A 13501-nucleotide genomic window follows, 5' to 3' on the forward strand; every position below is an offset into this window, starting at 1 on the left:
CGCCTCAGCGTTCGGGCTCGCGGTCCCGGTCGTCGCGCTCGTATTCCTCGCGCATCTTTTCCTGCGCCCGCTCGAGGGTGTCGCGGGTTTCCGGTCGGTAGTAGGGACCAGGCTCCGGCTGGGTTTGACCCTGCTGTCCCTGACCCTGACCGCCAAGGAAATCGTCCAGGCGTTCCCGTAGACTCGGGTCCATCTCTTTTTCGAACCTGGAGAGGCGTTTGGCGTCATCCTCGGCCCGGATGTGCCGCATACGCTCCTCGATGACGATTTCCTTGATGCGGTCGCGGACCTCCGGGGTCGCCCCCTCGGCCAACGTCAGCAGCTCGCGCTCCTCCCGGTTCGGTCCCTGATTGACGGCCCGTTCCCAGACGTTTTGCTCGTAGGCGCTGCGCCGCTCGGTGAGGTCCTGTTCCAGGTCACGCACCGGCTCTCGGACAACCCGGTCGTATCCTTCGGGCATCTGATGCTCGGCACGGGCGCGCGACAGCGCGGCCTCATACCAGGGTTTGGGTTCCCGGGCTTGCTCACGCCGCCGGGCGGCATCTTCATTGGTACGATCCAGCCAACTGCCGAGATCCCGCCTGCGGACCTCGGCGGTATTGGCCTGTTCGGCTTCTGCCCTGCGATCATCCCAATAGCGTGCCAACTCGCCCCGTTCGTGCTGGCTCATGTCCCGCGCGGGCTGTTCGCTGGTCGGGGGCCAGTCTTCCCGTTCGGTCAGCAACGGATACGCACGGCGTTCATCGTCACTCGCCCGGCGGTTCATGGTCTGCTCCTTGAACTGGCGGGCCTGTACACGGCGCAGCGCACGCTCGGCCGGGTTGGGTCCGCGGTGTTTGGTCGGTTCAGCCTGGATGCCGCGAGCCTTGTGGCTGCGTTTGTCCAAACGCAGCGCGGACCCGGCAGCCTCCAGAAATTTGTTGCTGTTCGCTTCCCAGCCCGTTCGGGCTTTGGTCACGAAGGTTTTTTGATCCACGTTCGTGATCTTGGCCCCGAAGCCCTCCGGCTTCAGGGTACGGACGGTCAGCAGAATGTGGACATGGGGGTTGTGACCCGTACCGTCGTCATGAATGGCCACGTCAGCCACCATGCCTTGCGCCACGTACGGGGCGACAAAGGCATGGAGCAGGGGCACCCATTGATCTTGCGGGATGTCCCGCGAGATCGCCGCATCGATGGTCTTGGCCAGGCGGGCGTCGCGCCGCTTGGCGGTCGTATCGACCATGTTCCAGAGTTGGGCGCGGTCCCGCGCCCATGCAGGGGCACCCTCCGGTGCCAGTAGCGCGCTATGCACCACATCGGCCCGGTTGCCGAAATTGGTGACCTTGTTCTCGCGCTCATTCCAGATGGCCGTGCCGGAGTTGTAGGCCGCTTTCGCCACGGCGGAACGTTCTCCGCCGTCCGCCTTGCGTCGGGACAGGTTGTCGACGTGACAGTGGATGGTGTCCATCATCGGCGTCGGCCTTCGGGTACGCATTCACCAAATCGCACGGCGTGGGGGTGCAGGGGGTCTCCCCCTGCCGCACTTCCGTGTTCGCCGGGCCCGCGAGGGACCTGCGAACGCGGCAATGTTGCGCAACCTGTACGCGTTGTGCAACATGTAAGTGCGCTGTTAGATGGATAAACATATCCCCGAACATGTTCCGGGGAAAGTTGAGCAGCCTGAAGTAGTTGCGTGCCGGGGGGGCTATATGGCGGACGATCCGTTCGACCAGCTCAAGAACATGCCAATCCAGCCGGTCAAAGGCTTCGGGAACGAGGTCCGGGACGGTGTGCGGATCACTCAGGGCGGGCTGCGTGCCGGTCTGAGTATCGGCCGTGGCATGAGTGCCTGGATGCTCCGCCGCCGTTTGGAGAAGGAAGGCTACGACCCCATCACGATTGAGGCCGCCGTCGAAGCGGTGAAGGCCGGACGTGAGCCGGACGGTATCCTTGCCGCTGCTCAGCAGGCCTATCGGGCCAGGCGCAAACTCGATGAGATGCGGACCAACCCGCCGCCGATCCACGGCTCAGCGGCGTGGGCATTGCCCCAGGCACTCGTCGACGCCGGGTTCCTCGGTCCCGAGACCCAGGCGGACGGCCGCGGCATCCTGCTGGGGAAGGCGGACAGCGGCCAGCCGTTGCAGTGGGCCGGTGAAAGCCACCTGCTGACTGTCGCCCCTACGCGGACCGGCAAGGCGACGATGCAGATCATCCCGAACCTGCTCCACTACCGGGGCAGTGCGGTGGTGCTCGACCCGAAAGGCGAACTGGCTCTCGCCACCGCCCGCTGGCGTGCCGAGAACGTCGGCCCGGTCTATATCCTCAATCCGTTCGATATCCCGCAGTTCAACGGTGTCGGTCACGCGTTCAACCCGCTTGACCACGTCAAGGACGAGCGGGACGCGACCAAGCTGGCGGAGATGATTTATCCCCGAACGGACGACGATCGGCAGCGGTTCTTCGATAACGAAGCCATCGGGTTCCTGTCCGGCGTGATTTTGTTCAACGCCCGCTATGCGCCCGAACCGCACCGGAACTTCGGCACCATTCGCGACACGTTATCCTCGCTCAGCAAGGACTTTTACGGCCTCTTGCGGGCTATGAGCGATCCCGTGATGCCGGCGGCGATCCGCAACGCGGCCCAGACGGTCCAGACCAAAACCCGCGACGTGGGCCAGCCCCGGCTGATCGACAGCCTCAGCCAATATCTGCGCATCTGGGATACCCCCGGCCTGCGCCAGGCCACAGCACAATCTGACTTTGATTTTCGGGCGCTGAAGGATGCGCCGGCGACGGTCTATCTGGTTCTGCCGTTCGAAGAGATCAACGCCTACGGCACCTATGTGCAAATGGTCTTTGCCGCCGCGCTCGACGCCATGCTCGCCAATCAGGCCAAGCCCGATATCCCCGTGCTGTTTGTGCTCGATGAGTTTCTGGCGCTGGAAGCCGATGACCGGTTCATCAACGCGCTCAGGACCCATGCCAGTGCCGGGGTGCGGCTGTGGTTCTTCCTCCAGGACCTGCCGACGCTGGAACAGAAATACCCGACCACCTGGAAATCGTTCTTCCAGGCGGAGGTGAAGACGTTTTTCGGGACCGATGACCCGCATACGGCGGAACTGGTCTCGAACTATCTTGGCGACACCACCGTTGCGTACGAGTCGCCCAACACGAACATGGCGGTGGGCGGCGGCGGGGCGTCGTATTCGATTTCCGACAACGTGCATCTGACCGGCCGCAAGCTGCTGAACCCGGACGAAGTGATCCGGTTGCTGGCCACGACCGACGCCTCGAAGCCGCGCAAGGCGGTGCATTTCCTGCGGGGGGTTGCGCCGGTCCAGGCCACCCTGACGCCATGGTTTTCAAACGAGACCTGCCGCACTCGACACGGCAACTGGAATGGGGGGAATCCCAATGGCGACACTCGATCCGGCCCGACTTAGGAATCCGGTCTGGCCGACGGTGACGATCATGGTGATCGGCGCCATCATCGGCGTGTTCATCGGTACAGCGTTCGCGCTGACGACCGGCATGTTTGCCGCGGGCTTTGCCGGGCCACTGGCCTTCCTCATGTTTGGCCCGCTGGTGTTGGCTGAAGCCGGGGCCGGTCTCGCACTGGCGCTGGTCGCAGCACCGACCTGGGCCGGGTTCGGCGGCTGGCACTTCGGCGCAAAAGCCGCCACGCCCGGCGTGGCTGCGACCACCCTGGGCGTGACGTTGTTTTCGGAAGGTCACCCCATCCACCAGTACATCAACAAAAAAGCCGAAGAACTGTCGTTGCCGCCGATCAAATGGGTCGGCTGGTTCGATGATGAAGCGATTAACGCCTTCGCGATGGGGACCACACAAGAGAACGCGCTGCTGGCGTTCTCACGCGGGGCGATCCAGAAACTGACCATGCCACAACTGGATGCGGTGATGGCCCATGAACTGGCGCACGTGGCCAACAACGATATGGCCCGCATGACCTATGCCTATGGCGCGCAAAACGCCCTGACCTGGTTCCTCTACTTTCGCGGCCTCAAGAACATTGCCCGCTGGCTGTTCACGCCCACGTCGCAGATCGAAATTATGCGGTTCTCGCGACAGCGGGAGTTCTGGGCCGATGCCGTTGCGGCGGTGCTCACCAACCCGGAACAGATCATCGGGGCGTTGGACGCGATCCAGAACGATGTAGCCAAGCCCCCGAAGCAACAGCGCGCATTCGCCAGTTTCATGCTGCGGGCCAACCTCAACAATCTGTTCGCCAGTCATCCGCCGATTTCGGATCGGATACAGGCAATCGAAGATGGCCGATATATCAAGCGGTTGCCCTACCTGAACGCTGACGCGGCTCAGGGTGCGCCCACGACAGCACCGGTCGGGGCTGCTATGCCCGCGCCCGTGCGCGCTTCCGAACGTTGATCGCCGAGGCATTAAGCTGCGTCTTGATGTGCGCGGCATAGTGCTTCTCGATCATTTCGACGCTGGTGCGGCAGTTCTTGGCAACCTGATAGATGTCAGCGCCTTCCAGCAGGGCAGACAGATATAGGTATGCCGTAGGCTGTAGGCCGTGCGGCGGGCGCTTTCATGCTCGAGCTTGAACACTGTTACCAGCAAAAGCGGTTGAACCGCTCATTGTAGATGGTAGCAAATTTGACTCATAATCTATGACGTGTTGTTGTTTAATTTTGGAAGTTGAGGCTAGTCGATTTGCGTGACTTGAATTTCTGTAAATTAATAACATTCGAGGCCTTTCGAATTAAAATGCGTTCGACAGTCAAAAACAGGTCTTATGATCGAATTCTTGGACGCAGAGACGACAACCTATAATTGACGATAGGCATAGAGATTATATACCATTATCAAAATGCGTCGCTATTGCGCTAACGGAGGAGCATATTGATGCCCTGTTCAATTTACGATCCCGAGTTAGATATCGTAAAAATAGATACAAAAAAAGAACATAATCCGCTAATCAGTGTTTGCTTCGAACCGACTAATCGATGCCAAGGCATGTGTCCATACTGTTTAATTGAGAGGCACAAACCTGATATCGCGTTGGATAAAGCAATCACGTATGTCGATCTTTTAAATCAACTTGGCACTCGCAGAATCGGGTGGGGTGGCGGAGAGCCTTTACTTTTTCCGGGAATTTATGATCTCGGAACGTATGCACGCGGTCTCAACATGGGCTCATTATTGAGAACGAGTGGAACATTTACGATCGACGCGAGTGAGGCAATTAGTGCTTTCGATTGGGTCGATGTTTCACTTGACTCAATCGATCCAAACGTTTTCTCACAGTGTCGCCCGGGCGTTTCTTTCGAAAAACTGATTTATAACATTGTTAGCTTGTCTCCAATACTAAGGGTTCGTGTAAGTATATTACTTACATCGGTAAATAAGAATTCTCTATTCGAAACAATAAAATGGGCTTCAGCCACTGGGGTCAGGTGTGTCAGGATTCAGACACTTGTTCCCCGCGGTCGTGCGAAATCAAGATATGGCCAACTATCGGTGGATCCGTCTATTGAGCATAAATTGATCGAAGAAGCGATAAATTACGCCGAAAGCCTTAGTCTCCCTTGCTATGAACTTAAATCTGTATCAAAAGGTTTGATCGCAATTTTGAAGCCAAACGGAGATATCTATTCCGGTGACCCTGCGGGGATTGTCAAGTTAGGAAACTTGGAAGACGATCAAATTAGCATATTGATTGCAAATGCACTGGGAGATTCTCATAGGAGTCATTATGCAATTGGACAGTAATTATCACGAAATAATAAAAACGCTTAAATATCCGTACAGTGATACGCTTTTTACAGCCAATGGCGGCATTTTCTTTTGTGACGACTGTATTGTTAAGATTTCTCCAATTTCAATTAAAGATGTTATTCAATCAGTTAAAGAAAGGAAAATTTATGAGGAGCAAGATATCGATGTTTCTTCAGAAAAATGCACGCTTAACGGAAAGCATTACAAAGTGGAGAAATTTCCATTATATGCAGAAAATAGGTTTCTTGCCAATATTCTATGTTCAAAAGACAAAGTAAATATAGAAAGGATAGTTGCCAGCCATTTTTCACTAAGTAAGGTGTTCCCGCGCGATCCTGTGCTCGCGAAAACCTATTTCGCGGCACTTCGGAAGAATTTTAGGGAACAAAAAGCACACTTACATACGGAATATAGCCACGAGTTAGGTGAATTAGAAAGCGTGTTTCTATTTCTTATGGCTGCATCGGAGGCGAATGAAAGATTGAATGCCCGCATATCGGCACTTCATTTGTGCCACGGAGATGTCCATCCAGGAAATATTCTCTTGCATGGTAGTCGATGCTTGTTTCTCGACCCTTCAACAGGGCCTAGATATCATTCAAGGAATTTTGTTTGGAATGATTTGGCCGCACTTGCGGGGAGTTCTATAATGTTAGCAAGGGAGGACGTTGCCGAAAATGTGATTTCTTGTTTGGATGGTCTGTATCATGATTTCGATCTGAGGTTGTTTAGTCAGTGGATGATTCTTAAATCTTTGGTCCGGGTTCGATTTGAGCGTTCGATACTTAATTTAAATGGGCACATGCCATCACACCGATTGTATTGGCGAAAGGAGTTGGTTACAAACGGTTTAAAACGATTAATATTTTATATAGACTCGTCTAACCTGCTTATACGCCGCGGAAGGCGCTGCTTCTCTCAAAATGATTTGCACGTAATTATTAATAGAAGCGATAAGATGTTGGAGACATTGAACTTCAGAAGAGTTGAACTCGTTTACAAGTCAACTGTTCTGCTTGCTGTCTATGCTGCTATTCTTGCGGCAGATATACAGGCGCTGTCGACTATTGATAGCGGTGCAGTTGGGAAATATGCACGGTTTCTCGCTCTTGTTAGTTTATTTGCGGCTCTAATTGGTGCCATTAAGACATTGGGAATCATAAAGCGGTTATCAAAACCGAGAGGGAGCCGACGTATTCGTGGGAGAATTTTCTTTTTTGGTTGGATCGCTGGGCAAGAACAAAAAGTTTTACGAGAAGTCCTGCTCGAAAGCGATCCTGAAAAACTCATTGATGAAGTCGGACGCCAAGCGGTTGCTTTGTCTTTGAACTTAGAGGATCGATATGCGGCGCTTAGGTGGGCCTATCGTTGGGCCGTCATCGCACTGACAATGCTTTGCGCCTATGCTGCTGTCGGCCCGTCCATAGAATTACTTAATGGCGTGACTAGTTGGTTGGCCGCATGGGACATTCGGGATATGGTAGTGTTGTTTTTGGAGTTTTTCCAAAGGGAGTAGGGTTATGAAACTAACTATGATTGGAACGGGTTCGATTCTTACGAACCCTCTCAGTGCATGTTGTCTCATCGATGACTGTATAATGGTAGATGTTCCTAATGGCGCTGTTAAAAATTTGCGGCGAATGGATGTTAATATAGCTGATATCGACGTTTGCCTGATAACGCATTTCCATGGAGATCACTACTTCGACATACCTTTTATGTTACTAGAACAAGGGTTAAGAAATAAGCGGGAAAATGATTTTAATATTGTTGGTCCTTCTAGCGTAGAAGAGTATGTTTTTAATTTGTTTAATATGGCTTATCCTGATCAGTGGGATCGAATAGCGGAGGGCTCGCGAGTCAAATTTTTACCGCTGAGAGCCAATGAATTTCAGTCGGTGTGTATTAATGGCTACGAAATAAATTCGGTACCTGTAAAACATGATGGGCTCGAGGCTTATGGGTATTGTGTTACAAAAGACGGGAAAACGATTGGTATCTCGGGAGATTCGGAACTCTGTGATGGGGTTGAGTGGATAGCGCGGGTATCGGACTTAGCTGTTGTAGATACCTCTTTTTTAAAGGCTCGATCGGGGCATATGGGTGTTGATGATATGGCGTATCTTGTTAGGGCATATGGATCAATAGGAAAAACTTTTGTTGCCACACATATGAGTGATGAAGTGCAGTCCATTGATACGGATGAGTTTATTGTTCCGAAAGACGGTTCTGTTTTTAATGTTTAATAATTACGATAGTATTTCGTTTAGTGCGTAGGCCCATGCCTTTTTGAGTGATGGGAGGTCAGACCTTAAACAGTAACAACGTATACCGGAGAAATTAAAGGTCGCAAAATTGTTTTTCTCTTGGAGTTCGAGCGGCTTCTTGATCGTTGTTGGAAGGACTTGTTCTGAGAGGGGGAGGTTGAGCAGGTCGATCACGTTCGATCGTTCTTTGTTTGTCTCTAGTTCGGATAAACTGTAGTGAGATTCGCATTTCTGATATTCGATAGCGGCGACTATTTCGCACTGATTGAGGATTTTGGGAGATTGGGAGCCTGTGTGTTCTCGGATTACCGAAAGATAGTCAACAGGGCTTAAACTTAGTCTGCCATCATAGTATCCGTTCAATGGACTGGCGTGAAGTATTTTCGGAATTGGCGATTCTTCAATATACCCTAAGGGCGGCTCGCGAAAACGAGTTATGGCAGGGTAAGACAATGCCCGTAAAAAGTTGTTTTCTTGACGTAAAATGCACTGATCGTTTGTGACGAAATCGTAATGACCAATGGGGAGTATTCCCTGTAATGCTGTCGTTTTCCCGCCTCCTGGTTTCGCAGTGATGAGTACACCTTTTTTACACGTATTGGCTATCGCGGCTGCGTGTATATTAACTCCACCCATTTCTATTGCTCGAAGCTTTGCTGAAATGCGAACGGTTGAAATAGCGTCTAAGATCTTCTGCCTTGTGTCGGTACCGTTGGCTTGATGTTGACCGTTTTCTTGAAATATTTGGACTTTTGAAAAATACGGATTGAGCTCTCTGGATAAAATATCGGATTGGTCGGATGAAAAGAAATTACTCGTAGCCGCCCGTATATTTAACTTTAGGCGCTCGTCGCTGAATTCAATTGTATTCATTGGTGGCGTGACTCCGATTGGATGGATCGAATTATTTGCAAATAGGAGGGGCGTTTTTTGGTCTACTCATGAGGCGCTATTTCGGGGCGACTTGAGCTAAAGGTTCCATCAATCTTTTTGGGATGCTTTACGCAGAAAATAGTGATTTAAGACGTGAAATCTAGTGTTTGAGTAGCGCGAATTGTACGTGTTTAAGTGTGCTCGATCCAGCGCAATTTGAGGCGAAATGAAATATCGCGGATGCCAATGCGAACGGTCTTTGCGTCGTCGCACGCAATTGCCATAAACCAAACAGTTAAAAGGCATTTGGCGCTTAAGGCGTGTCTCGATACTGCGCAGCGCTAAGTCTAACGTTTTTTGCACCATTTAGTTCTTTTTGGCCGCCGGGGCTGTGAACATTGTCTGTACTATCACATTACCATCTTCGTTGGGCCGTTTGCACTATCCAAGGAGTTCGATTATATTTGGAATGATTTACGTTTTTCAATTTTGAATTCGATCATCCATCGTTTTTTGACACGCGTTTCCGAACGTTGATCGCCGAGGCGTTGAGCTGCGTCTTGATGTGCGCGGCGTAGTGCTTCTCGATCATTTCGACGCTGGTGCGGCAGTTTTTGGCGACCTGATAGATATCAGCGCCCTCCAACAGGCGCAGACAGATATAGGTATGGCGCAGGCTGTAGGCCGTTCGGCGGTTGCCCTGGCGGTCGTACTTGAGGCCTTCTTCCTCCAGGATCCGGTTGAACCCTTTGCGGTGATAGGCCGGAAACAGCTTGTCGGTGGGGGCAGGGGTGTTGCGCTCGACCATCCGCTTGAACGGATGCACGGCCCCGGCCGTGCTCTTGCAGTAGCCGACCCCGCGCTTGCCCCGCACCTCAATCACCAGAATGGTTTGGCCGCCGTCCTGCTCAATCGACACGTCCCGGTATTCGAGGTTGTTGGCCTCATCGGGCCGCAGGCCGGTGTTGGCCATGAACAGCACATAGTCGTGCATCTGCTCGGCCGCCCATTGCCATTTCTTGCCCTGGGCTGCCTTCGCGTTGCGCCGGGTCGCCTGATAGAGCTTCTTGTAGTCCTCCGGTGAGAACCACGCCCGATGGGTGACCTTCCGGGAAAGCTGGTAGGGCGTTGAGAAGTCGGGCAGGTGCCCAATCCAGCCCTCGCGCAAGGCGGTCTTCATGACCTGCCGGAGCACGACGATTTCCTGATTGAGCGTGCTGTGTGCCGGCACTTTGCCGTTTTCGTCCGGCGTTCGCCGGAGCACCCGGTACTCCTGCAACAGGCCGGGGGTGATTTCCGACAGGCCCTTGGTGCCGAAGAACGGCAGCAGGTGGTTGTTTAGCCGTCCCTGGTGGTTCTGCACATACCGCTCGTTCCGCTCCCCTGCGGTCATCACCGCGTACTGCGTGGTGAACAGCTTCGCCGCGTCGGCAAACGTCTTCTCGTTCTTGATCTCGCCGCGGCGCACCTTGACGCGCAGTTCCAGATACCAGTCCTCGGCAAACTCCTTGGCGCGGGCCAGGCTCTTCTCACGGGTGCTGGTCCGCATCTTCTTGCGGTTGACGTAGGTATGGCACTGCCAGACGGAGCTGCTGCTCCGTTTGTAGACCCGAACCTTCCCGCCCAGAATGGAATGCGATTCAGCCATGGCACACCCTCCGAAAAGTGTGCCTGCAGTGTGCCTGCGGTTTTTGGCGAAAATGTGAGTCGAAAGACCGACCGTAAGTATCTGATTTTGCTTGGCTGGGGAACCTGGATTCGAACCAGGACCGACGGAGTCAGAGTCCGCTGTTCTACCGTTAAACTATTCCCCAAGGATGCCGTCGGGTCGGCAGCCCGGCTCCGCGGGCGCGGCCCGCGGAAGACCCTCCGTATAGGGTCGGCAAAATGCGTTGTCAACGGCGGGGCGGCGCCGGCAAACGGGTTTTGCCGAAAGGGGCGTTCGGCCGGGCTGCATGGCGCTTGAGCGTTGCCGGCGCGGGGCGGGCCCGAGAGCTCGGTTGCGGCTGGCGTTGGGTCCGCAAGGCCTTGCCGGTTCAGGGCGTTCTCAGGATCCAGACGACCTTTGCTGCGATCCGCGTGTCGATGCCGTCCTTGCCGTGCCCGGTGCGGATGGGCTCGGCCGTGCCGGCGGCCGGGTCGGCTTCGACCAATTCGGTCCGGCCGCCATGTCGTGAGACGCGCCGCGCGGTGCGCTCGACGATGCCTTGCGCCTTCCTCAGGCGTTCCACCACGACGAGGGCGCCGTCATTTGGAGCGGCGTCGGGGTCGAGCGCCCGGCAGATGAGGAAGCCGCCTTCCGGAGCAAGGTGACCGAGCGAGCCGTCGCGGACGCGATAGGCGACCATGGCGCCGTCCTCCGTTCTGTCGTCAATGACCGGCAGGAAGGCCGTCGGCGTCCGGTCCGGGGCCTCCTCGATCCACGCCCCCTTGGCGATCTCGCCGACGACCGGGGTAGGGGCGGGCGCTGCCTTGCCCTTTTTTTCCAGCGGTTCGGCCTCGCCCGTCAGCAGCCAGGCGGCAGTGACGCCAAACGCTTTGGCGTAGCGGCGGGCGACGTCCGGCCCGAAGGCGTTCTGGCCGTTTTCATGGGCGGCATAGGTGGAGGGGGAAAGGCCCAGGCTCAGCGCTGCGGCGCGGGCGGAGCGGAATCCAGCTTCGGCCCGGGCGGTGCGCAATCGGTCGGCCATCGTGTCCATCCTGTCCCCCTTCAACACGGAATGTACATAAATCATGTTGACATTATAAACACAAATAATGTAAATAACAGATCACCGCGAGGCGGTTTCTTTTCAAATCTTCAAGCGAGGCGACGCGATGGCCGTTGCACAGATGCCGGCGCCGGCAGGGGCGCCGAACAATCCCGTTTTGCCCGAATGCGAGCGGGGGCGATCCACGGGCGTTGCCGCCGCCCTCGGCATCACGCCCTGCACCTGGTGGGTGCCGAATGCCGATCCGCTGGCGCCGCGCGGCGGGCTCGTTGCTGTGTCGCTGGCGCGGCTGTCGTTCCTGGAGGATCCACAATGAGCTTTTGCCTGTCGCCGCGCGGCGCGGCGTTCCTGGAGCGCCGGGAGGGGTTCGTCGCCAACGCCTATCGCGACGCGGTCGGCGTCGTCACCATCGGTACCGGTTTCACCGACGCCAGCCGCATATTCCGGGCCTATTGGCAGGAAACTCGCGGCCACCGGCTGCGCATGGGCGACACCATCACCCGCGCGGAAAACGCCCGTCTCTTGAGCGAGGTCGCCGACGGGGAATATGGCGCCGCCGTCACCGCGTCGATCCGTCCAAAGGAGCAGCATCACTACGACGGTGCGACCTCGGTCGCCTTCAATCTCGGCAAGGGATCTGTCGCCTGGCGCTGGGCGCAGGCGCTGAGGGACGGCGATCCGGCCCGCTGCGCGGCGCTCTTGAGGGTCGGCTACAACACGGCCGGCGGGCGTCGGCTTGCCGGGCTCGTCGCGCGGCGGCGGCTGGAAGCGGCGCTCATCGAGCACGGCGACTATGCCGACGGTGGCCCGAATGGCCATTCCGCCGATGGGGACGACAAGAAAACGCTTGCCGACTACCAGAAGCTCCTGAAGGACCGCGGTTTCGATCCGGGGCCGGCCGACGGGCTCTGGGGGCCGAAGACGAGGGCAGCCGTGCTTGCCTTCCAGCGGTCCCATGACGGGCTCGCCAATGACGGCATTCTGGGGCCGGCGACGAAGGCCGCGCTCGACCGCGGCGCGGTCGCGACGCGTGATGCAAGGTCCTCGGCCCTTGCGGCGGGGCTCGCCACGGCGGCGGGCGGGGCCGTCTCTGCCGGCTCCGATACCGGCGCCCCGGCCTGGGTGCTCGCCGTGGTGGCGACAGTCATTGCCGCATCGCTCGCCTATGTCCTCTGGCGCAATGGCGACGAGATCGCCCGCAGGCTGCGGGGGCTCGGCCATGCGTGAGACCCTCAAACGCCTGAAGGGCTGGCGCACGCGGCTCTCCAACGCCGCCTTCGCCGTCGTCGGCCTCCTTGCCCTTGTCGAGCCGCAGCTCTGGGCGGCGGTCGTGCCGGTCAAGTATCAGGGCGCCGTCCTCGTCGTCTCGGCCCTTGCCAACATCCTGCTCCGCCAGGTCACCACCGGCCCGGCCGGCACCAAGGTGTGAACGATGCTGAAGCTGGTCCTCTCCTGGCTCACCGGCGGCGTCGCCGACCGGCTGATCGAGGCCTATCGGGCAAAGCTCGACGCCGCCAACGATGCGGAGCGAATCGCTGCCGATATCCGCATCGGCAAGCTGGAAGCCCAGCGCGATCTCGCCCTTGCCGAGAGCGGGTATTTCTGGTCGGCGACCCGGCTCGGGCGGTTTCTCTTCGCCGTGCCGCTCGGCCTGTGGTACGCCGCAGGCGTCCTCGACAGCATCTTTTTCTTCGATTGGAACGTTGCGGCGCTGCCGCCGCAGTTCTGGTCGATCGCCGAGATCGTCATTCCGGCTCTGTTCCTGTCCGAGACGGCCCAGATCGGCCTGCGCTACTGGGGCCGCAAGGCCTGACGGCTGCCGTCCGCGCGCTCGACAATCCGCCGGCACTCAATCGTCCATCGTGGGCAAGACGCATTCCGCCCGGTCAGTTTCGGCGCGGCGAATGCTTG

At 56.7% G+C, this 13501-nt stretch carries 13 protein-coding genes and 1 tRNA gene; 9 read left to right on the forward strand and 5 right to left on the reverse strand.

The genetic code is table 11. From position 1 onward, the window contains the following. Positions 1-4: 4 nt before the first annotated feature. Positions 5-1453 (reverse strand): MobA/MobL family protein, encoded by a 1449-nt coding sequence (locus M2319_RS08530; protein WP_264601038.1) that lies wholly within the window; start codon positions 1451-1453, stop codon positions 5-7. A gap of 238 nt (positions 1454-1691) precedes the next feature. On the opposite strand from M2319_RS08530, the gene M2319_RS08535 reads away from it, so the two are divergent. The 5 genes from M2319_RS08535 to M2319_RS08555 all read left to right on the forward strand — a co-directional run bounded on the left by M2319_RS08535 (position 1692) and on the right by M2319_RS08555 (position 7985). Beyond that, on the forward strand, positions 1692-3425 hold the full coding sequence (locus tag M2319_RS08535) for a type IV secretory system conjugative DNA transfer family protein (RefSeq protein ID WP_264601039.1): 1734 nt from the start codon (positions 1692-1694) through the stop codon (positions 3423-3425). Further along, complete coding sequence (locus tag M2319_RS08540; RefSeq protein WP_264601040.1) at positions 3397-4386, forward strand: M48 family metalloprotease; 990 nt, start codon at positions 3397-3399, stop codon at positions 4384-4386. Before M2319_RS08535 ends, M2319_RS08540 begins: the two co-directional genes overlap by 29 nt. Before the next feature lie 480 nt (positions 4387-4866). Beyond that, a complete protein-coding gene (locus M2319_RS08545) occupies positions 4867-5733 on the forward strand; it encodes a radical SAM protein (RefSeq protein WP_264601041.1) in 867 nt (288 codons plus the stop codon). Continuing rightward, on the forward strand, positions 5717-7255 hold the full coding sequence (locus tag M2319_RS08550) for a hypothetical protein (protein WP_264601042.1): 1539 nt from the start codon (positions 5717-5719) through the stop codon (positions 7253-7255). Before M2319_RS08545 ends, M2319_RS08550 begins: the two co-directional genes overlap by 17 nt. A gap of 82 nt (positions 7256-7337) precedes the next feature. Next, a complete protein-coding gene (locus tag M2319_RS08555) occupies positions 7338-7985 on the forward strand; it encodes an MBL fold metallo-hydrolase (RefSeq protein ID WP_264601043.1) in 648 nt (215 codons plus the stop codon). A 3-nt stretch (positions 7986-7988) separates the two neighbouring features. Here the strand turns inward: M2319_RS08555 and M2319_RS08560 are convergent, their stop codons facing one another. The 4 genes from M2319_RS08560 to M2319_RS08575 form a co-directional block, all read right to left on the reverse strand. Next, complete coding sequence (locus M2319_RS08560; RefSeq protein ID WP_264601044.1) at positions 7989-8879, reverse strand: phosphoenolpyruvate carboxykinase (ATP); 891 nt, start codon at positions 8877-8879, stop codon at positions 7989-7991. A 499-nt stretch (positions 8880-9378) separates the two neighbouring features. Beyond that, positions 9379-10527 carry a tyrosine-type recombinase/integrase gene (locus M2319_RS08565; protein ID WP_264601045.1) on the reverse strand — a complete coding sequence of 383 codons (1149 nt, stop codon included), beginning with the start codon at positions 10525-10527 and terminating at the stop codon, positions 9379-9381. Positions 10528-10619: 92 nt separating this feature from the next. Further along, a tRNA-Gln gene (locus tag M2319_RS08570) sits at positions 10620-10693 on the reverse strand. Between the two features lie 222 nt (positions 10694-10915). Continuing rightward, entirely contained in the window at positions 10916-11569 is a 654-nt protein-coding gene (locus tag M2319_RS08575) for a helix-turn-helix domain-containing protein (RefSeq protein ID WP_264601046.1), read from the reverse strand. 127 nt (positions 11570-11696) lie between these two features. On the opposite strand from M2319_RS08575, the gene M2319_RS08580 reads away from it, so the two are divergent. The 4 genes from M2319_RS08580 to M2319_RS08595 are packed head-to-tail and all read left to right on the forward strand — an operon-like array spanning position 11697 to position 13403. Continuing rightward, positions 11697-11906, forward strand: coding sequence for a hypothetical protein (locus tag M2319_RS08580; protein WP_264601047.1), 210 nt, complete (start codon positions 11697-11699; stop codon positions 11904-11906). Continuing rightward, entirely contained in the window at positions 11903-12817 is a 915-nt protein-coding gene (locus M2319_RS08585; protein WP_264601048.1) for a glycoside hydrolase family protein, read from the forward strand. The genes M2319_RS08580 and M2319_RS08585 overlap by 4 nt, the downstream gene beginning before the upstream one ends. Then, positions 12810-13019 (forward strand): hypothetical protein, encoded by a 210-nt coding sequence (locus M2319_RS08590; protein WP_264601049.1) that lies wholly within the window; start codon positions 12810-12812, stop codon positions 13017-13019. Before M2319_RS08585 ends, M2319_RS08590 begins: the two co-directional genes overlap by 8 nt. A gap of 3 nt (positions 13020-13022) precedes the next feature. Further along, positions 13023-13403: a hypothetical protein gene (locus M2319_RS08595; protein WP_264601050.1), complete on the forward strand. Its 381-nt coding sequence runs from the start codon at positions 13023-13025 to the stop codon at positions 13401-13403. Positions 13404-13501: the final 98 nt, after the last annotated feature.

Source organism: Rhodobium gokarnense (genome assembly GCF_025961475.1).
In the GTDB taxonomy this organism is placed as follows: domain Bacteria; phylum Pseudomonadota; class Alphaproteobacteria; order Rhizobiales; family Rhodobiaceae; genus Rhodobium; species Rhodobium gokarnense.

Excerpts from the sequence above, each read along its gene's own strand:
- M2319_RS08560 (WP_264601044.1), bottom strand. The coding sequence starts at position 8,879 with ATGAATACAATTGAATTCAGCGACGAGCGCCTAAAGTTAAATATACGG.
- M2319_RS08575 (WP_264601046.1), bottom strand. The coding sequence starts at position 11,569 with ATGGCCGACCGATTGCGCACCGCCCGGGCCGAAGCTGGATTCCGCTCC.
- M2319_RS08530 (WP_264601038.1), bottom strand. The coding sequence starts at position 1,453 with ATGATGGACACCATCCACTGTCACGTCGACAACCTGTCCCGACGCAAG.
- M2319_RS08565 (WP_264601045.1), bottom strand. The coding sequence starts at position 10,527 with ATGGCTGAATCGCATTCCATTCTGGGCGGGAAGGTTCGGGTCTACAAA.
- M2319_RS08545 (WP_264601041.1), top strand. The coding sequence starts at position 4,867 with ATGCCCTGTTCAATTTACGATCCCGAGTTAGATATCGTAAAAATAGAT.
- M2319_RS08555 (WP_264601043.1), top strand. The coding sequence starts at position 7,338 with ATGGTAGATGTTCCTAATGGCGCTGTTAAAAATTTGCGGCGAATGGAT.
- M2319_RS08540 (WP_264601040.1), top strand. The coding sequence starts at position 3,397 with ATGGCGACACTCGATCCGGCCCGACTTAGGAATCCGGTCTGGCCGACG.
- M2319_RS08590 (WP_264601049.1), top strand. The coding sequence starts at position 12,810 with ATGCGTGAGACCCTCAAACGCCTGAAGGGCTGGCGCACGCGGCTCTCC.
- M2319_RS08595 (WP_264601050.1), top strand. The coding sequence starts at position 13,023 with ATGCTGAAGCTGGTCCTCTCCTGGCTCACCGGCGGCGTCGCCGACCGG.
- M2319_RS08535 (WP_264601039.1), top strand. The coding sequence starts at position 1,692 with ATGGCGGACGATCCGTTCGACCAGCTCAAGAACATGCCAATCCAGCCG.
- M2319_RS08585 (WP_264601048.1), top strand. The coding sequence starts at position 11,903 with ATGAGCTTTTGCCTGTCGCCGCGCGGCGCGGCGTTCCTGGAGCGCCGG.
- M2319_RS08550 (WP_264601042.1), top strand. The coding sequence starts at position 5,717 with ATGCAATTGGACAGTAATTATCACGAAATAATAAAAACGCTTAAATAT.
- M2319_RS08580 (WP_264601047.1), top strand. The coding sequence starts at position 11,697 with ATGGCCGTTGCACAGATGCCGGCGCCGGCAGGGGCGCCGAACAATCCC.